Origin of the sequence: Nissabacter sp. SGAir0207 (assembly GCF_005491205.1) — a bacterium.
Lineage (GTDB): Bacteria > Pseudomonadota > Gammaproteobacteria > Enterobacterales > Enterobacteriaceae > Chimaeribacter.
The window spans coordinates 385367-410310 of the sequence record NZ_CP028035.1; the positions used below are offsets into that span (position 1 = coordinate 385367).

Here is a 24944-nt window from a genome sequence, read left to right on the forward strand (position 1 = left end):
GCCTTGCTGGCAACGGGTTGGCCTACTATTCGTAGGGGAATGTGAGTATATCGAAAGCAAGTAGGGTAAATGTTGATACGATCGAGGGTTTGCCCCACTCTGCGGGCGGCGCAAAAAGCAGCAATTGTTTGCCGCCGCGGTTACAGGTAGACTGCACCCCTTTTTGATTTTGGAGTGAATGACCATGAGCGAAACGGCAAGCTGGCAACCAAGCGCCCCCATCGCCAATTTGTTGAAACGCGCAACCATAATGGCGGAAATCCGGCGCTTCTTTGGCGATCGTGGCGTGCTGGAGGTTGAGACCCCAGCAATGAGCCAGGCCACAGTGACGGACATCCACCTGGTGCCTTTCCAGACCCACTTCGTGGGGCCGGGCGCCGCTGATGGCCTGACGCTCTACCTGATGACCAGCCCGGAATACCACATGAAGCGCCTGCTGGCGGCGGGCAGTGGCCCGATCTACCAGCTGTGCCGCAGTTTCCGCAATGAGGAGTCTGGCCGTCACCACAATCCAGAGTTCACCATGCTGGAGTGGTATCGCCCGCACTATGACATGTACCGCCTGATGAATGAGGTGGATGACCTGTTGCAACAGGTGCTGGACTGCCAGAGCGCGGAGTCGCTCTCCTACCAGCAGGCTTTTACCCGCCACCTGGACGTGGATCCGCTCTCTGCGGACAAGGCGCAACTGCGTGAGGCGGCGAAAAAGTTGGATCTGAGCAACATCGCCGACACCGAAGAGGATCGCGATACCCTGTTGCAGATGCTGTTCACCTTTGGCGTGGAGCCGCACATCGGCATCGATCGCCCGGCCTTTGTCTACCACTTCCCGGCCAGCCAAGCGGCGTTGGCGGAGATCAGCACCGAGGATCATCGGGTGGCGGAGCGTTTTGAGGTCTACTACAAGGGGATGGAGCTGGCCAACGGCTTCCGCGAGCTGACCGACAGCAACGAGCAGCGCCAGCGCTTTGAGCAGGATAATCGCCGCCGCGCCGCGCGTGGCCTGCCCGCGCACCCAATCGACCAGAACCTGCTGGATGCCCTGAGTCACGGGATGCCGGATTGTGCCGGTGTGGCGCTCGGCGTGGATCGGTTGGTGATGCTGGCGCTGGGCGCGGAGCGCCTGAGCGAGGTGATCGCCTTCTCGGTAGAGCGGGCGTAAAGATGAAAAAAGGGGCTGAATCTTCAGCCCCTTTTTTATGGTCAGAGATCGCCCGGCGTGCGCGTTGGGCGGCTGACGGAACTGATCGTCGTGCCTCCCTGCTGGCTGCGGGTCATGGTCTCCATACGCACCTGGAAGGGCGGGAAGGGCAGGGTGATGCCATGCTCACGGAACGCCGCCAGAATCAGCTGGTGGATCTCATGGCGCAGCGGCATACGGTGCGCCATCTCGCCAGCGTGCATACGCATCTCAAACAGCTGGATGCCCTGCTGGATATCCACCAGATAGACCTCCGGCTCCGGGTTATCCAGCACCAGACTGCAACGCCGTGCCGCGCTGAGCAGCAGGTTGGTCACCTCCTCGGTGCTGGCCTCTGCCGGCGCGGGCACGGAGAGCACCACACGCGTCACGGAGTCCGAAAGCGACCAGTTGATGAACTGCTCGGTAATGAACGCCTTGTTCGGCACGATGATCTCTTTGCGATCCCAGTCGGCGATGGTGGTGGCGCGGGTGTTGATCTTGGTGACGCTGCCGGTCAGGTTGCGGATCGTCACCGTATCGCCAATGCGGATCGGCTTCTCAAACAGGATGATCAGGCCAGAGATAAAGTTGGCGAAGATCTCTTGCAAGCCAAAGCCCAGCCCCACACCCAGTGCGGCCACCAGCCACTGCAATTTCGACCACTCGATGCCGAGCATCGAGAAGCCGGTCAGCCCGCCGAAGAACAGCAGCACATATTTGGTGATGGTCAGGATGGCGTAGCCAGTGCCGGGGGTCAGATCCAGGTGCTGGAGCAGCGCCAGCTCCAGCAGGGCCGGCAGGTTACGCACCAGTTGGGTGGTAATGATCAGCACCAGAATGGCGATCAGCACCGATCCCAAGGTGATCGGCTGGACGCTCTCCACCCCCTGCACCGTCTCCGTGACGTCCCACAGGTGGATGTTTTCCAGGAAGCCAAAGGCGGAATGGATCTCCGACCAGAGGAAGATCACCGAGAGCAGCGCGATCAGCGTCAGCAGCGATCGTACCAGCCGCAGTGACTGGGCGCTGATCGCATCCAGATCCACCACCGGTTCGTCGATCTCAATGGTGCCCTCGCTGCTGTTGGCGTGGGCCGGCTCCTCCTCACCACGCGCGCGCTGCGCCAGGATCTCGGCGCGGCGCTGCTTCGCCCGGTCAAAGGCGATGCGCCGGCGCTGGATCAGCATACCGCGGCGAATGATGTGGTAGACGATCAGCAGCAGGAACCAGATGGCGGCGGAGGTCTCCAGCCGCGCCAGCAGTGCCTGCGCGGTCGCCAGATAGCCGATGGCCGCGGCCAGTGCCGCCACCAGCGGCGCGGAGAGGAAGAACCACCACAGCGCGCTGTTCCAGACGTTGTCGCCGGAGCCATCTTTATTGAGGTAGAGCGGGATGCCAGCGCGCTTCAGGCTGTTGGTGACAATGCTTAGCGCCACGCAGATCAGGATGAAGCAGAGCCGCCCCAGCGAGGAGGCGAACTCGCGATCGTTGAGGTTATCGAAGGTGATCACCATCATGATCAGCGGGACGATCAGCCAGACCGACATGGCGTAGTAGCGCATCGCCCGGCTGACGCTGCGCTGCGGCCAGCCAAAGTGGGTGATGAACAGCCCGCGTGAGCGCGCAAAGGTGGCGCTGATCATAAAGGCCCACAGCAGCGGCAGGGTGGCGGTGACGCCATCGCCTATCGCCACCGCCATCGGGTAGGGCCAGGCGTTGCGCAGCCCATAGCCGAGGGCGGCCCACAGCACCGGCAGCGGCAGGGCCACCAAAATTGACCAGAACACCGTACGCAGCGTCAGCCGGAACTGATCCTGCGTCACCTTGCCGACGCGGCTGCTGGAGCGCTCCAAAAACGCCGAGAAGTGGCGGCGTGAACTGATACTGATAATCACCAGAATCAGCGCCCCAAAGATAGGCACCAGCGTCTCGCGGCTGGTGACCATCATCAGGAAGGCCCCGCCCAGTTGCGCCAGCGTGTCCAGCGACAGCAGGCGCGTCAGGTCGTGCGCCACCTGCACCGGGTAGGCGAAGCCAATCGGGCTGACGTCCGCCACCCAGAACAGGTAGCGGTGCGCGGCGTCCTTGATCTCATTCAGGGCATCCACCAGCTGGCTGTTGGCGACCTTCAGCTTGGTCAGCTCCAGAATCAGGCTGTCACAGCCGGAGAGCAGGGAGTTGAGCAGATCGCGCTGGGTGCGCAACTGCGCGTCCATGATGCGCTGCTGCGAGGCCGACAGCGCGCTGCCGTCATCCTGCTTGCCCTGCCGCAGTTGCGACTGACGGTTCAGCAGATCCTCATAGTGCAGCCGCTGCACCCGCAGCTGCGCCATGTCGCGGTCAAGCTGCTGGGGCTTGGGCATCTCCGGCAGGCGGGAGACCTGCGCGCGCAGGGTCTCGCCCAGCACGTTGGAGGAGCCAAGCCACTGCGCCTGCTCTTTGATGGTGCTGAGCGCCTGACGCACCTGCAACGTCTGGGCGGCCGCCTGACGCTGCTGCGAGGAGATGAGATCCATCCGCTGCGCCTGCTCATTCAGCGCCACCGACAGCTCGCGGTTGCTCTGCAACTGGGCATTGATGACGTGCGGCAGGTCACCGCTCTGCTCCGCCAGCATCTCGGTGCGCTCCAGCGCTTGCTCTGCCTCACGCTGGCGCTGGTTGTTGAGCGCGTTACGCAGGCTCTGCAACTGGACGTCCAGCCGGTCGTGGCGGTGTTTGTACAGCTCGGAACGGATGCGCGACAGCTCCTGGCGGTTGCTGGCGGAGAGTTGCGCCAGCTCCAGCTCATCCACCTTGGCCTTGCGGGCCGCGGCCTCCGCCTGCAACGCGTAGAGCTGCGCCTGCGCCAGGGGCGTGGTTGGCGTGCTCTGCGTCTGGAGCTGGCTGTCGATGGTACTCAGTACCCGGCGGGCCTCAGACTGCTGTTGCGGGATCTGGTTGAGGGAGTCGCTGATGTCGCGGGAAGCGTCCTGCTCCTGTTGCAACTGGCGGCTCTGGTCGAGCAGCTGGCTGCTGACCTGGAGGATCTGCTGCTCAAGGTCGGCGGCAGGCTGGTTCTGGTTGATCTCCAGCGGCTTTTCGCTCTCCTCCGCCAGTTGTTGGCGCAGGGTCTGGGTCAGCTGCGGGAAATCATCAATGGTTTTCTGGTATTGGGCGGCGCGGTCAGCCGAGGCTTGCGCCTCGCTAAGCCAGTTGAGGGCGCTTTGCAGCGCCGCCACGATGTCCGCCTGATTAGGCGCGGTTTTATTGGACTCCGCCTGCTTCAGCTCTTGCTCGAGCTGCCCTTTGTCGGGTGCGGACGCCGCGTAGAGCGGCATGGAAACAAGCAGGCCGAGCAGCAGGGCAGCAAAGAGGCGCACAGCAGATTCCTTCAGTGTTACGTAGGCTGTACCGGGGCAGAGAGGATCTCCGCGAATGGCGCGCCCATGCGGGTCACACTGCCGTTGGCCAACTGCGGCTCCAGGCGCAACTTGCCGGCCGGGAACAGGTTGATCACGGTGGAACCCAGCGCGAAGCGGCCCATCTCCTGACCTTTCTCCAGCGTCACGGCACCTTCAATGCCCTGCGGCGCGTAAGTCCAGCGCTGGATGATGCCCGGACGCGGCGGGGTGATGGTGCCAGCCCAGACGGTTTCGATGCTACCGACGATGGTTGCGCCCACCAGAATTTGCGCCATCGGCCCAAACTCGGTGTCGAAAATGCAGATGACGCGCTCATTGCGCGCGAACAGGTTCGGCACGTTGGCGGCAGTCAGCGGGTTCACCGAGAAGAGGTCGCCGGGCACGTAGATCATCTCGCGCAGCGTACCGTCACACGGCATGTGCACACGGTGGTAGTCGCGCGGCGCCAGGTAGGTGGTGGCGAACAGGCCATCCTGGAACTCAGAGGCCAGCATGTGGTTGCCAGCCAGCAGCGCTTCCAGGCTGTAGTAGTGGCCCTTGGCCTGGAAAATCTGGCCATTGTCGATTGGCCCCAGCTGGCTGATGACGCCATCGGCAGGCAGGCAGATCTGCTGCGGCAGGGCCACCACCGGACGCGCGCCATCACGCAGCGGGCGCACGAAGAATTCGTTGAAGGAGCGGTAGGCCGAAATCTGCGGCTGCTGCGCTTCCTGCATGTTCACCTTGTAGTGACGGACAAACAGATTAATGACCAGCTGCGTCAGCGCGCCAGCCTGTTTGTCAGCCCCCCAACCAGCCAGGCGCGTAAGCCACTGTTTGGGAAGAAGGTACTGTAATTTGATTTTGATACGGTCCAGCACAGATGCCTCTCAATAGGATGTGACATGCCTTGGGATTAAAGGGCGCGCATTGTAGCGGCGCAGGGCATGTTGTTCAATATTTGTCTGGTGAACAGACGTTGGCGCGCCGCCCTGTCACAGCGGCGGCGCGCGGCCTGTTCCGTCAGGCGGGAGCTGGCAGGGGATGCCCTACAGCTCGTTGAAGTTTTTGCGGACTTTGACGTCGGCCATGCTTTCCAGGATGCGGTGGTAGTTGTCGAAACGCTCTTCAGCGATCTCGCCACGCTCTACCGCAGCGCGGATGGCACAACCAGGGTCGGTGCCGTGCTTGCAGTCACGGAATTTGCAGCCGCCGAGGTAGTCGCGGAACTCGATAAAGCCCTGCGTGACCTGCTCTGGCGTCAGGTGCCACAGGCCAAATTCACGCACGCCCGGCGAGTCAATCACGTCGCCGCCATACTGGAAGTGGTAAAGGCGCGACGCGGTGGTGGTATGTTGCCCAAGTCCCGAGACGTCGGAAACGGCATTTACCTGAATTTGCTTTTCCTCCGGCGGCAGCAGGGCGTTCAGCAGGCTGGATTTGCCCACCCCCGACTGGCCAGCGAAGATGCTGATGCGATCGGTCAGCGCCTGTTTGAACGCCTCCATCCCCTCCTCGGTCTGGCTGGAGACTTGCAGCACCCGGTAGCCGATGCGGCGGTAGATATCCATCGCCTCATCCACAAAGCGGCGGCCCTCTTCATCCAGCAGATCGATCTTGTTCAGTACGATCAGCGGCTCGATGCCGACGGTTTCGCACGCCACCAAATAGCGGTCGATGATGTTCAGCGACAACTCAGGCAGGATGGCCGAGACAATCGCAATCTGGTTGATGTTGGCGGCGATGGGTTTCACGCCGTCATAAAAATCGGGACGCGTCAGCACGGAGCTGCGCTCATGCACCGCATCCACAATGCCCTTCAGGCTGGCGTTCTCTTCACGGCCCGCCCGCCAGACCACGCGGTCGCCCGTCACCAACGAGGAGATGGTGCGGCGGATATTGCAACGGTGCAGGCTGCCGTCGGCGGCCTCAACATCCGCATGCATCCCGAACCGGCTGATCACGATCCCCTCTTGCGGATCGCCATGCAGCGAATCATCCAGCTCTTTACGGTTGTCTGCTTGCTTCAGACGACGCTGATGATTGGCGGATACACGACGTTGCTGACCTTTAGACAGTTTGTTCTTGCTCACTGCGCCTCACTTAAACCGGCTTTTATCGCTCGTTGCGACCAAAAAGACTATGATACACGCTATTTTATATTAATTAACCGTTCACCGTGTGACCGGTGAATCTCTCCCCGTGAAAAAAGCGCGACGCGCGCGCAGCGGCGATGCCCGTTGCGGCGTATGCGGCTCAGGAAACCTTATGACACCAAATGAAAACAACCTGATCTGGATCGATCTGGAGATGACCGGACTGGACCCGGAACGCGACCGCATCATTGAGATCGCCACGCTTGTCACGGACGCTGACCTGAATATCCTGGCCGAGGGGCCGGTGATGGCGGTGCACCAGAGCGATGAGCAGCTGGCGATGATGGATGAGTGGAACACCCGCACCCACGGTGCCAGCGGCCTGACCGAGCGTGTCCGGCAGAGCCAGTTTAACGACCGTGCCGCAGAGCTGGAAACCCTCGCCTTCCTGCAAAAATGGGTGCCGGCGGGCAAATCCCCTATCTGTGGCAACAGCATCGGCCAGGATCGCCGCTTCCTGTTCAAGTACATGCCAGAGTTGGAATCCTACTTCCACTACCGCTATCTGGATGTCAGCACCCTGAAAGAGCTGGCGCGCCGCTGGAAGCCATCGCTGCTGGAGGGACTCAAGAAGCAGAATACCCATCAGGCGCTGGATGACATCCGTGAATCAGTGGCGGAACTGGCCTACTATCGCCAGCACTTTATTCAGGAATAATTTTTTTCGACGCCGGATCGGTGTATCCGGCGTTTTTTTGCCCACGCGGCGCTTGAATTCTCGCCGCATTGGATATTAAATCAGCACTTGAACAAAAAGAACGTTTTTTTGCTTTCAGGGGCTTGCAGCGAAAAAGAATCCTCGTATAATGCGCTCCCCGTACCGATGAAGAAATTCGTTAGTATGCAGAGCGGGAATAGCTCAGTTGGTAGAGCACGACCTTGCCAAGGTCGGGGTCGCGAGTTCGAGTCTCGTTTCCCGCTCCAATTTCACTGCCTGGCAGTGAACAGCAGTAAGCAGTAAACGTCATACCCATGCGACGCGGGAATAGCTCAGTTGGTAGAGCACGACCTTGCCAAGGTCGGGGTCGCGAGTTCGAGTCTCGTTTCCCGCTCCAAAATTTACTTACCACCATGGTAAGCGCAGTACGTACCTCCTATGCGGGAATAGCTCAGTTGGTAGAGCACGACCTTGCCAAGGTCGGGGTCGCGAGTTCGAGTCTCGTTTCCCGCTCCAAATTTTTTCTCCCTTATCCCAGATAACAGCGCCCAACACCGTCAGGTGCGTTCATGCATTATTACTTCGCAGTGTAATATTCTTTTGAACAGAGTTATCCACAGTTTCCGCGCTTTTTTTGACCAGCCTCTTTTTTGTTCATCCGCAAAATTGCAAAAATAAGTGATTGATTTTATTTCTTAATTTATTTCTACCAAAACGTTAAATCGATCACTTGATGTTTTTTTTACACTTGATTGCCAAGCCGTTTTTGTTTTTATGCACAAACAGTGGATAAGTAAACCGGTGGATAACTGCGCCCATCAGGCATCCCGCGGCAAACCTTTTTCCACCGCGCGCACCAGCCTTTTCTGCTGTGGCAGCTGCACTTCCAACTTATTGGCATCGCGCTTCTGAAACTGTTGTGCAATCGCCCAGTGCAGGTGCTCATCCAGCATCTCGTTCTCTCCCAGCCGCTGTTGCAGCGCCAAAACAATCTCCGCCTGATAGGGCGCGTTGCCCAGTGCGACGGAAACATTGCGCAGCCAGCGCAGGTGGCCAATGCGCCGAATCGCTGAGCCTTCAGTCACACGCAGGAACTTCTCCTCACTCCAGGCGAACAGCTCCAGCAGCTCTGGTGCATGTAGCGCCGCGCGCGGGCTGAAGTCCGCCTCATCCGTTAGTTGGGAGAAGCGGTTCCACGGGCAGATGAGCTGGCAGTCATCGCAGCCATAGATGCGGTTGCCCATCAGCGGGCGGAACTCTTCTGGAATTGCCCCCTCCAGCTCAATCGTCAGGTAGGAGATGCAGCGGCGCGCATCTACCGTATAGGGCGCGACAATCGCCCCGGTGGGGCAGGTGGTCATGCAGGCAACGCACTTGCCGCACTGTTCCGGCTGCGGCTGGTCAACCGGCAGCGGCAGGTCAATCAGCAATTCGCCGAGGAAGAACCATGAGCCGGCCTCGCGGTTGAGGATAAGTGAGTGTTTACCAACCCAGCCGATACCGGCCTTGGCCGCCAGCGGGCGCTCCATGATGGGCGCGGAGTCCACAAACGGCCGGAAGCCTACCTCGCCGCCGCCCTGTTCCGAACACCAGCTTTGGATCATCTCCCCCAGCTTTTTCAGCCGTTGGCGCAGTAGCTTGTGGTAGTCGCGCCCCAGCGCGTAGCGGCTGACGTAGCCCAGTGCCGGGTTCTTCAGCGTCGAGGCGAAGGCCGCCTTGGCTGGCAGGTAGTTCATGCGCACGCTGATCACCCGTAGGGTGCCGGGCAGCAGCTCGTGGGGCCGCGCCCGCAGCATACCGTGGCGGGCCATCCACTCCATCTCGCCATGGTACTGTTTATCAAGCCAATCCTGGAGTTTTGGCTCCTCCAGCGAGAGATCGGTGTCGCAGATACCGACCTGCTGGAAGCCTAGCGATTGGCCCCATTGCTTGATATGTTGGGATAATTGATGGAGATCGAAGGGGAAAGTCATGGCAAACCAACGTGAAGAACAAAACACGCCCAGTTTACCACACTCTGTGTTCGCCGCAGACTGGATTAGATCGGCAGAAGCACAGGCGGCGCAGGAGAGCGGCACCACGCTCTACGGCCTGATGCAGCGCGCCGGGCTGGCAGCCTTCGAACTGGCAAGGAGACACTATCCCCATAGCCGCCACTGGCTGGTGCTGTGCGGGCATGGTAACAACGGCGGCGACGGCTATGTGGTGGCGACGCTGGCGCGCGCCGCCGGGCTGCGCGTCACGCTGATTGCGGTGCCGGGGCAGCGCCCACTGCCGCCTGAGGCGCAGCAGGCACAAGCGGCCTGGCAGGCGGCCGGTGGCGAGATTCACGCCCCCGAGGATGATTGGCCGGAGGAGGGCGATCTGATCATCGATGGCCTGCTTGGCACCGGGCTTTCTGCCGCGCCGCGCGCGCCCTACGATCGGCTGATTGAGCAGGCCAACCGCCATCCGGCATCGCGCATCGCGCTCGACATCCCCTCCGGGCTGCTGGCAGAGAGCGGCCAGACACCGGGGAGCGTCATCCGCGCCGACCACACGCTGGCCTTTATCGCCCTGAAACCGGGCCTGTTAACCGGTCAGGCGCGCGATTGGGTCGGGCAGCTTCACCATTCTGCGCTAGGCTTAGAAGAATGGCTGCAAAAACAACGGGTCACCCTGACTCGTTTGGATGCCAGTTCGCTGACGCGCTGGCTGACGCCGCGCCGCCCCTGTTCGCACAAGGGGGAGCATGGCCGCCTGCTGGTGGTGGGTGGCGACCACGGTTTCGCGGGCGCGATCCGCATGGCCTCGGAAGCCGCCTTGCGCAGCGGTGCCGGGCTGGTGCGAGTACTTACTCACAAAGAAAATATCGCGCCGCTGCTGACCGCACGCCCGGAGCTGATGGTACAGGAACTGGACGATGAGGCGCTGGCGGCAGGCGAAGAGTGGGCCGATGTTCTGGTGATTGGGCCGGGGCTGGGCCAGTCGGCGTGGAGCAAAAATGCGCTGGCCGCGCTGCGCGGCAGCGACAAACCCATGCTATGGGATGCGGATGCGCTAAACCTGCTGGCAAAAGCCCCGGATAAGCGTCAGAATCGCGTCCTCACGCCGCATCCGGGCGAGGCAGCCCGGTTATTGGGCTGCTCGGTCAAAGAGGTTGAGAGTGATCGCTTACTTTCAGCCAAAAAGCTGACAGAGTGCTATGGCGGCGTAGTGGTATTGAAAGGTGCGGGAACGATAATCGCCAGTGAAAGCGGCGAGCGGGCGATTGCCGATGTCGGCAATGCGGGCATGGCATCCGGCGGCATGGGTGATATCCTTTCAGGGATCATCGGCGGCCTGCTGGGGCAGCAACTGTCGCCCTTTGATGCCGCCTGTGCGGGCTGTGTGGTGCATGGCCATGCGGCGGATCTGATCGCCCGGCGACAGGGCACCCGCGGGCTGCTGGCCACCGATTTACTGCCGGTTATCGCGCAAAGTGTTAATCCAGAGTTGAAATAAACGATATAACTTAATGAAAGAACTTATTTTATCTCTGCCGGACGAGGCAGCCACCGTGGCACTGGGCACACAATTGGCCCGTGCCTGTACGCAATCCAGCGTGATCCACCTGTTGGGCGATCTTGGCGCCGGCAAAACCACCTTTAGCCGCGGCTTCCTGCAGGCGCTCGGCCATCAGGGCAATGTAAAAAGCCCGACCTACACCCTGGTGGAGCCTTACATGCTCTCGCCGCTGGCGGTGTACCACTTCGACCTCTACCGGCTGGCCGATCCCGAGGAGCTGGAGTTCATGGGCATCCGTGACTACTTCGCGCAGGATGCGGTCTGTCTGGTGGAGTGGCCGCAGCAGGGGGCGGGTGTCCTGCCGGAGCCAGATTTGGAGTTGCTGCTGGATTATTGCGGGGAGGGACGCCAGGCGACGCTGCGCGCCCTGTCAGGCTATGGCAGTGACATGCTGCAACGCGTTGCTGCTCAGCAGGGATAACCAAAGATGATGCAAGGGAACAGCCGTTTTGCCCGGTGGGCGAGCACCACGCGCCGCGCGCTGTCGCTGCTGGCCGTGCTCGGGTTGCTGGGGCCGCTCGCCGCCCTGGCCTCCAACCTGAAGGATATTCAGGTCACCAATGGCGCGCAGCAATCCACCGTCACCCTCAGTTTTGATGGGGCGCCGGTCTACGCCTTTTTCCCGTTGCATAACCCGGAGCGTCTGGTGATTGACGTCCGCCAGAGCGGCGTGATCTCCGGCCTGCCGCTGGAGTTCAGCGGCCAGAATCTGGTGAAACGCATCCGTACCAGTACGCCGAAAGATGCCCAGAGCATCCGGCTGGTGCTGGAGCTGACCGGCAAAAGCCGCGCCCGCGCCGCCACCCAGCAGGGCGGCGGCCGCCAGAACGTGGTCTTTACCCTCAGCGGGCAGGGCAGTGGCGCAGACAGCCGCATCACCCGCGCTACCCCAGCCGCGCCAGCCGCCCGGCCAGCCAGCCGACAGCCAGCCGCCAACCCGTTTGACGGCAACAAAGTCACGGCAGTCACCAGCGGCACCACCTCTACCCGCCCCGCCAGCCGCAGCACCAGTGCCAGCGACCGCATTGTGGTGGCGATTGACGCCGGTCATGGTGGGCAAGACCCTGGAGCCATCGGCCCCAGCGGACTGAAAGAGAAGAACGTTACCATCGCCATCGCCCGCAAACTGCGTGAGCAGCTGAATAACGACCCGATGTTCCGGCCAGTACTGACGCGCGACGGCGACTACTTCATCTCGGTGATGGGGCGCTCGGACGTGGCGCGCAAGCAGGGCGCCAGTATGCTGGTTTCTATCCATGCCGACGCCGCGCCGAACCGCAGCGCCTCGGGTGCCTCGGTATGGGTGCTCTCCAACCGCCGCGCCAACAGCGAGATGGCCAACTGGCTGGAGCAGCATGAGAAGCAGTCAGAGCTGCTGGGCGGCGCGGGCGACCTGCTCGCCAACAGCGCCGACGATCCCTACCTGAGCCAGGCAGTGCTGGATCTTCAGTTTGGCCACTCCCAGCGCGTGGGCTATGACGTGGCGGTCAAGGTGCTGCGTGAGCTGCAACGCGTTGGCTCGCTGCACAAGCGTCGGCCAGAGCACGCCAGCCTGGGTGTATTGCGCTCGCCGGATATTCCCTCCCTGCTGGTAGAGACCGGCTTCATCAGTAACAGCACGGAGGAGCGGCTGCTGGGCAGCAATGCCTATCAGGAGAAGATTGCCCGCGCCATTCATACTGGCCTGCGCAGCTACTTCCTGACGCATCCCTACCAATCCGGCCCAAAGGTGGAGAACCGGCCGCTGACCGCCTCAGCGACCGGTAGCGAGGCGGCGGACGAACCGGTGGTGCATGGCACCAGCAGCAAGAAGGGAAAGGTGCATGTGGTGAAACGTGGCGAGACGCTCTCCGGCATCGCCCAATCCTACGGCCTCTCCACCAGCCAATTGAGCACGTATAATCACCTGAAGAAGCCGGGCGTCTGGACAGGCCAACGCCTGAAGATCCCGGCCAACTCCAGTACCCATACCGCGCCGGCCCGTCCGGCGCGCCATAAGGTGGTACGCGGGGACACGCTGTCTGACATCGCGTCCCACTACGGCGTCAGCATGGCCGACATCAAACGCGCCAACCATCTCAAATCCGGTGAGGTACAGCTCGGGCAGACATTGATCATCCCCTGATCTGCCCCCATCTGCTTCTCATTGAGTTATTTCCTGTTCAGGAGCACGCATGGCTATTCAGGTTCTTCCTCCCCAGCTTGCCAACCAGATCGCCGCCGGCGAGGTGGTCGAGCGCCCGGCGTCAGTGGTCAAGGAGTTGGTCGAAAACAGCCTGGATGCCGGTGCGACGCGCATTGATATTGAGATTGACCGCGGCGGCGCCAAGCTGATTCGCATTCGCGACAATGGTTGCGGCATCGCCCAGCAGGAGCTGGCGCTGGCGCTGGCCCGCCACGCCACCAGCAAGATCAGTTCGCTGGATGACCTGGAGGCGATCATGAGCCTCGGCTTTCGTGGCGAGGCGCTGGCCAGCATCAGTTCGGTCTCCCGCCTGACGCTGACGTCACGCACCGCCGACCAAAACGAGGCGTGGCAGGCCTACGCCGAGGGGCGCGACATGGCGGTCACCGTCAAACCGGCGGCGCACCCGGTCGGCTCCACGCTGGAGGTGCTCGACCTCTTCTATAACACCCCGGCCCGCCGCAAATTCCTACGTACCGAGAAGACCGAGTTCGGCCACATTGATGAGGTGGTGCGGCGCATCGCGCTGGCGCGCTTTGACGTCGCCATCACCCTCAGCCACAACGGCAAGGTGATGCGCCAGTACCGTGCGGCGAAAGATCCCTCCCAGCATGAGCGGCGGCTTGGCTCGATTTGCGGGCCGCAGTTCCTGCAACATGCGCTGGCGGTGTCGTGGAGCCACGGCGATCTCGCCATCCGTGGCTGGGTGGCTGACCCGGCTGGCTCACGCGCATTGGCGGAGATGCAGTACTGCTACGTCAACAACCGCATGATGAAGGATCGGCTGATCAACCATGCCATCCGTCAGGCCTATCAGGATCAGCTCAAGGATGACCAACTACCGGCCTACGTGCTCTATCTGGATATCGATCCGCATCAGGTGGATGTCAACGTCCATCCGGCCAAGCATGAGGTGCGCTTCCATCAGGCGCGGCTGGTGCATGACTTTATCTATCAGGCGGTGATGAGCGTGTTGCAGGAGGCGGGCACCGCCGCGTTGCCGCTGCATGATGAGCAGGCGCAGGTACCGGAGTTGCCGCGCTGGCAGCCGGAGACACGGCAGGCGGCGGGCACCAACCAGTTCTCCGAACCGGCCCCGCGCCGCGCGCCCGAAACGCCGCCAGCCAGAGAGAACGCGCCGCGTCCTGCCACTGGCCCGGCGCGTAGCGGTGGCTCGGCGCGGGAGCCTGCGGGCCACTATGGCGGTCGGCCACCGGAGCAGCCTGCCTATGACAAACGCGAGGGCGAGCTGTACCGCAAGCTGCTGCAACCGGCGGTGGTGGAGGAGCGCATGGCTGCACCGTCGCCTGCCGCACCGCCTGCTGCCCAACCGGTGCAGGAGGAGGCATTGCAGGGACACAGTCAGAGTTTTGGCCGGGTACTGACGGTGGCCGCGCCCTGCTATGCGCTGCTGGAGCGCGCCAGTGGGCTGGCGCTGCTCAACCTGCCGGTGGCCGAGCGCTGGCTGAAACAGGCGCAACTGATGCCGCCGCCGGAGGGGCTGCGCCCGCAGCCGCTGCTGATCCCACTCAAGCTGACCCTCAGCAAGGCCGAGGCCAGCGCGGCGCAACAGAGCCAGCCGCTGCTGGCGACGCTGGGCATTGAACTGGCGATTGAGCACGGCCGCGCCACCCTGCGCGCCGTACCTTTACCATTACGGCAACAAAACTTACAAAAGTTGATACCAGACCTGTTAGGCTATCTGGCCTCCGCGTCTGAATCGACGGCTGCCCTCGTCGCTGGCTGGCTGGCACGCCACCTCGGCAGTGACCATGAGAAGTGGAACACCGCCCAGGCCATCCAGTTGCTGGCGGAGGTAGAACGACTCTGCCCGTCGTTGGTGAAAGCACCGCCGGCGGGTCTTTTGCAACCTGTTGAATTAGCGGAAGTGATTGCCTCCTTTAGCCATGACTGATCTACATAACAACACCGCACCGACGGCAATCTTTATTATGGGCCCGACGGCGTCTGGCAAGACCGCACTGGCGATGGCGCTGCACCAGCGCCTGCCGGTTGAGCTGATCAGCGTCGATTCCGCGCTGATCTACCGCGGCATGGATATTGGCACCGCCAAGCCGACGGCGCAGGAGCTGGCGGCGTTTCCGCACCGGCTGATCGATATTCGTGATCCGGCGCAATCTTACTCCGCCGCCGATTTCCGCGCCGATGCGCTGCGTGAGATGGCCGCCATCACCGCGCGGGGCAATATTCCGCTGCTGGTGGGCGGAACCATGCTCTATTTCAAAGCGTTGCTGGAGGGGCTTTCCCCCTTGCCGCAGGCGGACGCGGCAGTGCGGCAGGAGATCGAGGCGCGCGCGGCCCGTGAGGGCTGGGAAGCGCTGCATCACCAATTACGTGAAATCGATCCCATTTCTGCTCACCGCATTCATCCGAATGATCCGCAGAGACTCTCCAGAGCACTGGAAGTTTTTTTTATTTCGGGTAAAACTTTAACAGAACTGACAAAAATTTCGGGTGAAACGCTGCCTTATCGTGTCCAACAGTTTGCCATCGCGCCCACGGAGCGCGCGGTATTGCACCAGCGCATTGAGCTGCGGTTCCGGCAGATGCTGGAGGCTGGTTTTGAGGACGAGGTGAGGGCGCTGTTCGCCCGCGGCGATTTGCATACGGATTTGCCTGCCATTCGCTGTGTCGGTTATCGCCAGATGTGGTCTTACCTGGCTGGCAAAATTAGTTACGATGAGATGGTTTATCGTGGTATTTGTGCGACGCGTCAGCTGGCTAAGCGGCAGATGACCTGGTTGCGCGGTTGGGACGACGTGGAGTGGCTGGAGAGTGAAAAGCCTGACGCGGCGCTGGATCGTGTCCTTCAGGTTGTTGGTGCATAGATCGGGTGATTGTGTACAATTGATTGGTACTCAGCGCGCAAATTTTTAAGTCGTTTATTTTAGGGCCGTCAGGCTCTTAGTTACAAACAACAAGCAAATAAGGAAAAGATAGAATGGCTAAGGGGCAATCTTTGCAAGATCCGTTCTTGAACGCTTTGCGTCGTGAACGTGTTCCGGTTTCGATTTATTTGGTGAATGGTATCAAACTGCAAGGCCAGATTGAGTCTTTTGACCAGTTTGTCATCCTGTTGAAGAACACGGTCAGCCAGATGGTGTATAAGCACGCTATCTCTACCGTTGTGCCGTCGCGCCCAGTCTCGCACCATAGCAACAATCCGGGTGGCGGCCAGAACAACAATTATCATCATGGTAACACTCCGTCTGCGCAGCAACAGCCGCAGCAGGAAAGCGATGACGCTGAATAAAGCGTATCGCTGGTCAACCATGACGGGAACTGTGGGCAGCTGGCTGCTTATGGTTCCCGCCCTAGCGGTTTCAGTCCGTTTAAGAGGTTGCACGCTTGTTTGACCGTTATGAAGCCGGTGAGCAGGCCGTACTGGTTCATATCTATTTCTCGCAGGATAAAGATATTGAGAATCTGAGTGAGTTTGAATCACTCGTCTCATCTGCGGGCGTTGAATCTTTGCAGGTCATCACGGGCAGTCGCAAAGCCCCACATCCCAAGTACTTTGTCGGTGAAGGCAAGGCCGAAGAAATTGCGGACGCCGTAAAAGCCACAGGTGCTTCCGTCGTCTTGTTTGATCACGCGCTCTCCCCCGCCCAGGAACGAAACCTGGAGCGCCTGTGCGAGTGCCGTGTCATCGACCGTACTGGACTTATTTTAGATATTTTCGCCCAGCGTGCCCGTACCCACGAGGGTAAGTTGCAGGTTGAGCTGGCCCAGTTGCGCCACATTGCCACGCGTCTGGTGCGCGGCTGGACGCACCTGGAGCGGCAGAAGGGCGGCATCGGGTTGCGCGGGCCGGGTGAAACCCAGCTCGAAACCGACCGCCGGCTGCTGCGTGACCGCATCCGTTTGATCCTCTCCCGCCTTGAGCGGGTCGAGAAGCAGCGTGAGCAGGGCCGCCGCGCGCGTGATCGCGCCGAGGTGCCGACCGTGTCGCTGGTGGGTTACACCAACGCCGGCAAGTCCACGCTGTTCAACCGCCTGACCTCGGCGGAGGTCTATGCCGCCGACCAGCTGTTCGCCACGCTGGACCCCACGCTGCGGCGCGTTGACGTCGCGGACGTCGGCGACACGGTGCTGGCGGATACCGTTGGATTTATTCGCCACCTGCCCCATGACCTGGTGGCGGCCTTCAAGGCTACCCTGCAAGAGACGCGACTGGCGTCACTGCTTCTGCATGTGGTGGATGCCGCTGACATCCGCATGGATGAGAATATTGAGGCGGTCAATACCGTTCTGGCAGAGATCGAGGCAAACGAGATCCCTGTGCTGTTAGTGATGAATAAAGTCGATATGTTGGAGAACATTGCGCCGCGTATCGATCGCAACGAGGAGAATTTGCCGATACGGGTGTGGTTGTCTGCCCAGACTGGTGAAGGCATCCCGTTGCTGTTTCAAGCGTTGACGGAGCGTCTTTCCGGTGAAATCGCGCAATTTGATGTGCGGCTCCCACCCCAGGCAGGCCGTCTGCGCAGCCGTTTTTACCAGCTTCAGGCGATAGAAAAAGAGTGGATTGAAGAGGACGGCAGCATCGGCCTTTCGGTGCGGATGCCTATCGTTGAGTGGCGTCGCCTCTGTAAGCAAGAGCAGGAGCTCACCGGCTTTGTCGTGTGAATCGGACCTGTAAGGCAAGCCTGAAGAACACCAATCATAAAAGAATGGAGCTAAACATGGCGTGGAATCAGCCCGGTAATAACGGACAGGACCGCGATCCGTGGGGGAGCAGCAATAATAATGGCGGCAACTCTGGCGGAAATAATAAAGGCGGTCGTGAACAAGGCCCGCCTGACCTGGATGATATCTTCCGTAAGCTCAGCAAAAAGCTGGGCAACTTTGGCGGCAGAGGGACAGGCAGTGGCAGCGGCGGCACGGGCCGCGGCGTAAGCGGCCGGCTGGCCGGCATCGCGGCAGCTGCCGTGGTGGTGATTTGGGCAGCCAGCGGCTTCTACACCATCAAGGAAGCGGAGCGGGGCGTGGTAACCCGCTTCGGCAAGTTTAGCCATCTGGTCCAGCCGGGCCTGAACTGGAAACCGACCTTCGTTGACAAGGTGCGGGCGGTGAACGTGGAGTCCGTGCGCGAGCTGGCGGCCTCTGGCGTGATGCTGACCGCGGATGAGAACGTGGTGCGCGTGGAGATGAACGTGCAGTACCGCGTCACTGACCCGGAAGCCTACCTGTTCAGCGTGGTCAATGCCGACGACAGCCTGAGTCAGGCCACCGACAGCGCCCTGCGCGGCGTGATTGGCAAATACACCATGGACCGCATCCTGACCGAAGGGCGTACCGTGGTGCGTAATGACACCCAACGCGTGCTGGAAGAGACCGTCCGTCCGTACAAGATGGGCATCACGCTGCTGGACGTCAACTTCCAGGCAGCACGTCCGCCGGAAGAGGTGAAAGCGGCCTTTGATGATGCGATTGCCGCCCGTGAGAACGAGCAGCAGTACATCCGTGAGGCAGAAGCCTACGCTAATCAGGTGCAGCCACAGGCCAACGGCCAGGCACAGCGCATTCTGGAGAACGCCAAGGCGTATAAAGACCGCACCGTGCTGGAAGCGCAGGGTGAGGTGGCGCGTTTCGCCCGCCTGTTGCCGGAGTATAAGGCTGCGCCGCAGATCACCCGCGAGCGTCTCTACATCGAAACGATGGAGAAGGTGCTGAGCGAAACCCGTAAGGTGTTGGTTAGCGACAAGGGCAACAACCTGATGGTGCTGCCGTTGGAGCAGCTGATGCGCGGCGGCAAATCCACGTCTGCCAGCAACGACAGCAATGACAGCCTGATCCGCCTGAACCCTCTGGGCGGCACCAGCGGCCAGGCGGACAACAGCCCGCGCCCGGTGGACAACAATGTGATGGACCAGCGCCGCGCCAACGCGCAGCGTGACGATACCACTCGCGTAGGGAGAGAGTAACCAATGCGTAAGTCAGTTATCTTTATCGTCGTGGTGGTGCTGGTCGCGCTCTATGCCTCCCTGTTCGTGGTTCAGGAAGGCGAGCGTGGCATCGTGCTGCGATTCGGCAAAGTATTGCGTGATGATGAGAACAAGCCGCAGGTGTTCGCGCCGGGCCTGCACTTCAAAATTCCGTTCATTGAGACCGTGAAAACCCTCGACGCCCGTATCCAGACCATGGATAACCAGGCCGACCGGTTCGTCACCAATGAGAAGAAAGACCTGATCGTTGACTCCTACATCAAGTGGCGCATCAGCGATTTCAGCCGTTACTACCTGGCGACCGGCGGCGGCGACGTCTCCCAAGCTGAGGTGCTGCTCAAGCGTAAGTTCAGTGACCGTCTGCGTTCTGAGATTGGCCGGCTGGAAGTGAAGGATATCGTCACTGACTCCCGCGGCCAGCTGATGTCTGACGTGCGTGACCAGCTCAACAACGGTACGGCGGAAGAGGACGCGGCCACCACCGAGGCCGATGACGCCATCGCCTCCGTGGCGAAGCGCGTGGAGCAGGAGACCAACGGCCAGCAGCTGCAGGTGAACCCGAACAGCATGGCGGCACTGGGCATCCAGGTGATTGATGTGCGCATCAAGCAGATCAACCTGCCGACCGAAGTCTCCGACGCCATCTACCAGCGTATGCGCGCCGAGCGTAACGCCGTGGCGCTGCGTCTGCGTTCACAGGGGCGTGAAGAGGCCGAGAAGCTGCGTGCCACCGCTGACTATGAGGTGACCCGCACGCTGGCAGAAGCCGAGCGTCAGGGCCGCATCACCCGTGGTGAGGGCGACGCCGAGGCCGCCAAACTGTTCGCCAACGCGTTCAGCCAGGACCCGGACTTCTACGCCTTTATCCGCAGCCTGCGTGCCTACGAGAACAGCTTCCAGAACAATAATGACGTGCTGGTGCTCAGCCCGGACAGCGACTTCTTCCGCTTTATGAAGTCCCCGGAAAAGACCATTCAGCCGTAAATCGGCAACAGTGACTCAGGCCCGTTGATGCGGGCCTTTTTTATGGGTGAGGAGAACAATGAACACATCAATCTGGCTGGCCGTCGGGCTGGTGATGGTGCTGGAAGGGCTTGGCCCGATGCTGTGGCCGAAGGCCTGGCGGCGGATGATCACCGCCATGACCCAGCTGCCCGACAATGTTTTGCGCCGTTTTGGCGGTGGCATCGTGGTAGCGGGTTGTGTGATTTACTACATGTTGCGTGTCCATAACGGTGGCTGACACAATATTCAGGATCTGCCCCATATGCGGTGTGATCGCCGCTTGATTGGCGAAAATTTTTCAGGCAATCGTGTGCTAAAAACTACTGAAAGCCCGTGAATGAGATGTTAGAATCCTTTTTTAAGCAACCTGGTGATTCTTGAAATGGGTAAGAACGTCGTCGTACTGGGCACCCAATGGGGTGACGAAGGCAAAGGCAAGGTCGTTGACCTGCTGACTGAACGGGCTAAATATGTTGTGCGCTACCAGGGTGGTCACAACGCCGGCCACACACTGGTTATCAACGGTGAGAAAACCGTCCTCCACTTAATCCCCTCTGGCATCCTGCGTGATAACGTCACCAGCATCATCGGCAACGGTGTTGTACTGGCCCCTGACGCCCTGATGAAAGAGATGAAACAGCTGGAAGACCGTGGCATTCCGGTGCGTGAGCGCCTGCTGCTCTCTGAAGCCTGCCCTCTGATCCTGCCTTACCACGTCGCGCTGGATGTTGCGCGTGAAAAAGCCCGCGGCGCCAAAGCAATCGGCACCACTGGCCGTGGCATCGGCCCAGCTTACGAAGATAAAGTTGCCCGTCGCGGCCTGCGCGTTGGCGACCTGTTCAACAAAGAGAACTTTGCCGCCAAGCTGAAAGAGATTGTGGAGTACCACAACTTCCAGCTGGTGCACTACTACAAAGAAGAAGCCGTCGATTACCAGAAAGTGTTGGATGATGTCATGGCGATTGCCGACATCCTGACCGGCATGGTAGTGGACGTCTCCGAGCTGCTGGACAACGCCCGCAAGCAGGGCGAGCTGATCATGTTCGAAGGCGCGCAGGGCACGCTGCTGGACATCGACCACGGCACCTACCCGTACGTGACCTCCTCCAACACCACCGCAGGTGGCGTGGCGACCGGTTCCGGCATTGGCCCGCGTTATGTGGACTATGTGCTGGGCATCGTGAAAGCCTACTCCACCCGCGTGGGCGCTGGCCCGTTCCCGACCGAACTGTTCGACGAAACCGGCGAATTCCTGTGCAAACAGGGCAACGAGTTCGGCGCCACCACTGGCCGTCGCCGCCGTACTGGCTGGCTGGATGCGGTCGCAGTACGCCGCGCGGTGCAGATTAACTCCCTCTCTGGCTTCTGCATGACAAAACTGGACGTGCTGGATGGCCTGAAAGAGGTTAAAATCTGCGTGGCCTACCGTCTGCCGGATGGCCGCGAAGTGTCAACCACCCCGCTGGCCGCCGAAGACTGGGATGGCATCGAGCCGATTTACGAATCCATGCCGGGCTGGAGTGAGTCCACCTTTGGCGTGAAAGAGTTTGATAAACTGCCGCAAGCCGCGCGTGACTACATCAAGCGTGTGGAAGAGCTGACGGATGTCCCGGTTGACATTATCTCCACCGGCCCAGACCGCAGCGAAACCATGATCCTGCGCGATCCGTTTGATGCCTGATTGTCGCATCGTTCAGTGATCTGAATGCCAAACCGGGCCATCGTGCCCGGTTTATTGTTTTTTCCTTCCGTGTTGTGCTCGTTGCATTCCATTCCGGGTTTAAATGATTAGCTGCATTCTTTGTGGCTGGTTTATCATCCAAAGAGTAGTCTTACAGAAGTAAACATTAAGCGTTGTGAGATCAGGTGCCTACAGGCAGGGCCATCGGCCCAGAGGTGTGTTGTGCAGTTAACAAGTTTTACTGATTATGGTTTAAGAGCCCTGATCTATATGGCTTCCTTGCCAGCTGATCAGATGACGAACATCTCTCAGGTGACTGCTGTTTATGGTGTTTCTCGTAACCATATGGTTAAGATAATCAATCAGTTAAGCCGGGAAGGCTTTGTGACTGCCGTACGCGGCAAGAAGGGCGGCATCCGCCTTGGCAGGCCAGCGACACAGATCCGCATCGGTGACGTGGTACGCGCCCTTGAGCCAATGGCGCTAGTGAACTGTGGCAGCGAGTCTTGTCATATCGGCCCCGCCTGTCGCCTGCGACAGATCCTCAACCAAGCGGTGCAGAACTTCCTGAAAGAGCTCGATCAATACACGCTGGCCGATATGGTCAAAGATAATGCGCCGCTCTACAAACTGTTGCTTGTTGAATGAGCACATTTCAGCACAACCCCGCTGATGACAACGGAGGAACCGCAATGTCACAAGATCCATTTTTGGAACGGGAAGCAGAGAAATACGACTCCCCCATTCCCAGCCGCGAGTTTATCCTCGCGCATCTGGCAAAACGTGAAGCTCCGGCCAGCCGCGAAGAGCTGGCCAATGAGCTGGAACTCTCCAGCGAAGAGCAGCTCGAAGCGCTGCGCCGCCGCCTGCGCGCCATGGAGCGCGATGGCCAGCTGGTCTTCACCCGCCGCCAGTGTTACGCACTGCCGGAGCGCCTTGACCTGCTGAAGGGCACCGTCATCGGCCACCGCGATGGCTTTGGCTTCCTGCGCCTGGAAGGCGGCAAGAAAGAGGACATCTACCTCTCCGCCGAGCAGATGAAGATGTGCATCCACGGCGACGTGGTGCTGGCACAGCCGACCGGCACTGACCGCCGTGGTCGCCGCGAAGCGCGCATTGTGCGCGTGGTGGTGCCGAAGACCAGCCAGATCGTAGGCCGCTACTTCACCGACGCCGGCACCGGCTTTGTGGTGCCTGACGACAGCCGCCTGAGCTTTGACATCCTGATCCCACCGGAAGAGGTGAGCGGGGCGCGCATGGGCTATATGGTGGTGGTCGAGCTGACCCAGCGCCCGACGCGCCGCACCAAGGCCGTGGGTAAAATCGTCGAGGTGCTCGGCGACAAGATGGGCACCAACATGGCGGTGGACATCGCGCTGCGCACCCATGAGATCCCGCACATCTGGCCTGAGGCCGTTGAGAAGCAGATTGCTGGCCTGAGCGAGCAGGTGCCGGAAGAGGCGAAAAAAGGGCGCATCGACTTGCGCACCCTGCCGCTGGTGACCATCGACGGCGAGGACGCGCGTGACTTCGATGACGCCGTTTACTGTGAGAAGAAGCGCGGCGGCGGCTGGCGCCTGTGGGTTGCCATCGCTGACGTCAGCTACTACGTGCGCCCCGGCACCGCGCTGGATGACGAAGCGCGCAACCGCGGCAACTCGGTCTACTTCCCCTCCCAGGTGGTGCCGATGCTGCCAGAGGTGCTCTCCAACGGCCTCTGCTCCCTGAACCCGCAGGTTGACCGCCTCTGCATGGTGTGTGAGATGACCATCTCTGCCACCGGCCGTCTCTCCTCCTACAAGTTCTACGAAGCCGTGATGAGCTCCCACGCCCGCCTGACCTACAACAAGGTGTGGCAGATCATCGAGGGCAACCAGGAGCTGCGTGAACAGTACGCGCCGCTGGTGAAGAATCTGGAAGAGCTGCACCACATGTATGAGGTGCTAGACGACGCGCGCGCCGACCGTGGCGGCATCGCCTTTGAGACAGAAGAGGCGAAGTTCATCTTCAACGCCGAGCGCCGCATTGAGCGCGTAGAGCCGACGGTGCGCAACGACGCGCACAAACTGATTGAAGAGTGCATGATCATGGCGAACATCGCCGCCGCGCGCTTTGTTGAGAAGTTCAACGAGCCGGCGCTGTTCCGCGACCACGATCGCCCGAGCGACGACCACATCTCCGCGCTGAAGAGCGTGCTGGGTGAGCTGGGCCTGTCAATGGGCGGCGGCATGAAGCCGGTGCCGAAAGACTACGCCGACGTGATGGACGCCATCGCCGATCGCCCGGATCACGAGATGCTGCAAACCATGCTGCTGCGCTCAATGAAACAGGCGATCTACGATCCTGAGAACCGCGGCCACTTTGGTCTGGCGCTCTCGGCCTATGCGCACTTCACCTCGCCAATCCGTCGTTACCCGGATCTGGCGCTGCACCGCGCGATCAAATATATCCTCGCCAAGCAGCACGGCACGCTGAAAGAGCGCTGGACGCCGACCGGCGGCTGGCACAGCGACTACGAGGACATGCTGCAACTGGGCGAGCACTGCTCCATGACCGAGCGCCGCGCCGATGAAGCAACGCGTGACGTGGCCGACTGGCTGAAGTGTGACTTCATGCAGGATCATGTTGGCTCGGTGTTTGACGGCATCATCTCCAGCGTCACTGGCTTCGGCTTCTTCGTGCGGTTGGATGACCTGTTCATCGACGGGCTGGTGCACGTCTCGACGCTGGACAATGACTACTACCGTTATGACAACATCGGCCAGCGCCTGATTGGTGAATCCTCTGGTCAGGTTTACCGCCTGGGCGACGAGGTGGAGATCCGCGTGGAAGCGGTGCATATGGACGAGCGCAAAATCGACTTCGCGCTGGTCTCCAGCACCCGCCGCCCGCGTGGCGCTGGCAAGACCGCCCGCGACAAGGCGAAGCGTGGCACCCAGCGTGATGATGGCCGCAGCCGCCCGCGCCGCGACAACAGCAAACGCGGCAACTTTGAGCCGGACAGCGCCTTCCGCAAGGATGAGAGCGGCAAAACCGGCGAGAAGAAGCCGCGTCGTTCCCGCCGCCCGTCGGACAAAAAGAGCACCTCTGGATCGCGCTCCCGCCGTGGCCCACGCCGGGGCGATAACTAATCCTGCTGCGGGCATTCTGCCGCCGTCCCTAACGGTGTAGAATCGCCCGC

General features: G+C 60.8%; 19 protein-coding genes and 3 tRNA genes. 18 read left to right on the forward strand and 4 right to left on the reverse strand.

Going from position 1 to position 24944, the window contains the following annotated elements; translation table 11 throughout:
* Positions 1–184: 184 nt before the first annotated feature.
* Positions 185–1162 carry an elongation factor P--(R)-beta-lysine ligase gene (gene epmA, locus C1N62_RS01760; RefSeq protein ID WP_137762007.1) on the forward strand — a complete coding sequence of 326 codons (978 nt, stop codon included), beginning with the start codon at positions 185–187 and terminating at the stop codon, positions 1160–1162.
* A gap of 41 nt (positions 1163–1203) precedes the next feature.
* On the opposite strand, the gene mscM is transcribed toward epmA, so the two are convergent.
* The 3 genes from mscM to rsgA all read right to left on the reverse strand — a co-directional run bounded on the left by mscM (position 1204) and on the right by rsgA (position 6656).
* Positions 1204–4500, reverse strand: a complete 3297-nt coding sequence (mscM, locus tag C1N62_RS01765) for a miniconductance mechanosensitive channel MscM (protein ID WP_240775755.1) — start codon at positions 4498–4500, stop codon at positions 1204–1206.
* Between the two features lie 59 nt (positions 4501–4559).
* Positions 4560–5444: an archaetidylserine decarboxylase gene (gene asd, locus C1N62_RS01770; RefSeq protein WP_137762009.1), complete on the reverse strand. Its 885-nt coding sequence runs from the start codon at positions 5442–5444 to the stop codon at positions 4560–4562.
* A gap of 168 nt (positions 5445–5612) precedes the next feature.
* Entirely contained in the window at positions 5613–6656 is a 1044-nt protein-coding gene (gene rsgA / locus C1N62_RS01775) for a small ribosomal subunit biogenesis GTPase RsgA (RefSeq protein ID WP_137762010.1), read from the reverse strand.
* A 175-nt stretch (positions 6657–6831) separates the two neighbouring features.
* Here rsgA and orn point away from each other — a divergent pair, with 175 nt between their 5' ends.
* The 4 genes from orn (at position 6832) to C1N62_RS01795 (ending at position 7893) form a co-directional block, all read left to right on the forward strand.
* A complete protein-coding gene (gene orn / locus C1N62_RS01780; protein WP_137762011.1) occupies positions 6832–7377 on the forward strand; it encodes an oligoribonuclease in 546 nt (181 codons plus the stop codon).
* Between the two features lie 190 nt (positions 7378–7567).
* Positions 7568–7643: transfer RNA gene (locus tag C1N62_RS01785), tRNA-Gly, on the forward strand.
* A 55-nt stretch (positions 7644–7698) separates the two neighbouring features.
* Positions 7699–7774, forward strand: a tRNA-Gly gene (locus tag C1N62_RS01790).
* Positions 7775–7817: 43 nt separating this feature from the next.
* Positions 7818–7893 (forward strand) — tRNA-Gly (locus C1N62_RS01795).
* 302 nt (positions 7894–8195) lie between these two features.
* Here C1N62_RS01795 and queG read toward each other — a convergent pair.
* Complete coding sequence (queG, locus tag C1N62_RS01800; protein ID WP_137762012.1) at positions 8196–9350, reverse strand: tRNA epoxyqueuosine(34) reductase QueG; 1155 nt, start codon at positions 9348–9350, stop codon at positions 8196–8198.
* On the opposite strand from queG, the gene nnr reads away from it, so the two are divergent.
* From nnr to rnr, 13 genes are all read left to right on the forward strand, one after another.
* A complete protein-coding gene (nnr, locus tag C1N62_RS01805) occupies positions 9349–10860 on the forward strand; it encodes a bifunctional ADP-dependent NAD(P)H-hydrate dehydratase/NAD(P)H-hydrate epimerase (RefSeq protein ID WP_137762013.1) in 1512 nt (503 codons plus the stop codon). The two genes, queG and nnr, sit on opposite strands and share 2 nt — an antisense overlap.
* 13 nt (positions 10861–10873) lie before the next feature.
* Positions 10874–11344, forward strand: coding sequence for a tRNA (adenosine(37)-N6)-threonylcarbamoyltransferase complex ATPase subunit type 1 TsaE (gene tsaE, locus C1N62_RS01810; protein WP_137762014.1), 471 nt, complete (start codon positions 10874–10876; stop codon positions 11342–11344).
* 6 nt (positions 11345–11350) lie between these two features.
* Positions 11351–13048 carry an N-acetylmuramoyl-L-alanine amidase AmiB gene (gene amiB / locus C1N62_RS01815; RefSeq protein ID WP_137762015.1) on the forward strand — a complete coding sequence of 566 codons (1698 nt, stop codon included), beginning with the start codon at positions 11351–11353 and terminating at the stop codon, positions 13046–13048.
* A gap of 49 nt (positions 13049–13097) precedes the next feature.
* Positions 13098–15023, forward strand: coding sequence for a DNA mismatch repair endonuclease MutL (gene mutL / locus C1N62_RS01820; protein ID WP_137762016.1), 1926 nt, complete (start codon positions 13098–13100; stop codon positions 15021–15023).
* Entirely contained in the window at positions 15016–15957 is a 942-nt protein-coding gene (gene miaA, locus C1N62_RS01825) for a tRNA (adenosine(37)-N6)-dimethylallyltransferase MiaA (RefSeq protein ID WP_137762017.1), read from the forward strand. The genes mutL and miaA overlap by 8 nt, the downstream gene beginning before the upstream one ends.
* A gap of 113 nt (positions 15958–16070) precedes the next feature.
* Entirely contained in the window at positions 16071–16382 is a 312-nt protein-coding gene (gene hfq, locus C1N62_RS01830; RefSeq protein ID WP_137762018.1) for an RNA chaperone Hfq, read from the forward strand.
* Positions 16383–16477: 95 nt separating this feature from the next.
* Positions 16478–17758 (forward strand): ribosome rescue GTPase HflX, encoded by a 1281-nt coding sequence (gene hflX, locus C1N62_RS01835; protein WP_137762019.1) that lies wholly within the window; start codon positions 16478–16480, stop codon positions 17756–17758.
* Positions 17759–17814: 56 nt separating this feature from the next.
* A complete protein-coding gene (hflK, locus tag C1N62_RS01840) occupies positions 17815–19056 on the forward strand; it encodes an FtsH protease activity modulator HflK (RefSeq protein ID WP_137762020.1) in 1242 nt (413 codons plus the stop codon).
* A gap of 3 nt (positions 19057–19059) precedes the next feature.
* Positions 19060–20061: a protease modulator HflC gene (gene hflC / locus C1N62_RS01845; protein ID WP_137762021.1), complete on the forward strand. Its 1002-nt coding sequence runs from the start codon at positions 19060–19062 to the stop codon at positions 20059–20061.
* A gap of 58 nt (positions 20062–20119) precedes the next feature.
* Positions 20120–20320: a DUF2065 domain-containing protein gene (locus C1N62_RS01850; RefSeq protein ID WP_137762022.1), complete on the forward strand. Its 201-nt coding sequence runs from the start codon at positions 20120–20122 to the stop codon at positions 20318–20320.
* A gap of 144 nt (positions 20321–20464) precedes the next feature.
* Positions 20465–21763 (forward strand): adenylosuccinate synthase, encoded by a 1299-nt coding sequence (locus tag C1N62_RS01855; RefSeq protein WP_137762023.1) that lies wholly within the window; start codon positions 20465–20467, stop codon positions 21761–21763.
* A gap of 222 nt (positions 21764–21985) precedes the next feature.
* On the forward strand, positions 21986–22411 hold the full coding sequence (gene nsrR, locus C1N62_RS01860) for a nitric oxide-sensing transcriptional repressor NsrR (protein ID WP_137762024.1): 426 nt from the start codon (positions 21986–21988) through the stop codon (positions 22409–22411).
* Positions 22412–22455: 44 nt separating this feature from the next.
* Entirely contained in the window at positions 22456–24894 is a 2439-nt protein-coding gene (gene rnr / locus C1N62_RS01865; protein ID WP_137762025.1) for a ribonuclease R, read from the forward strand.
* The last annotated feature ends 50 nt before the right edge of the window (positions 24895–24944 follow it).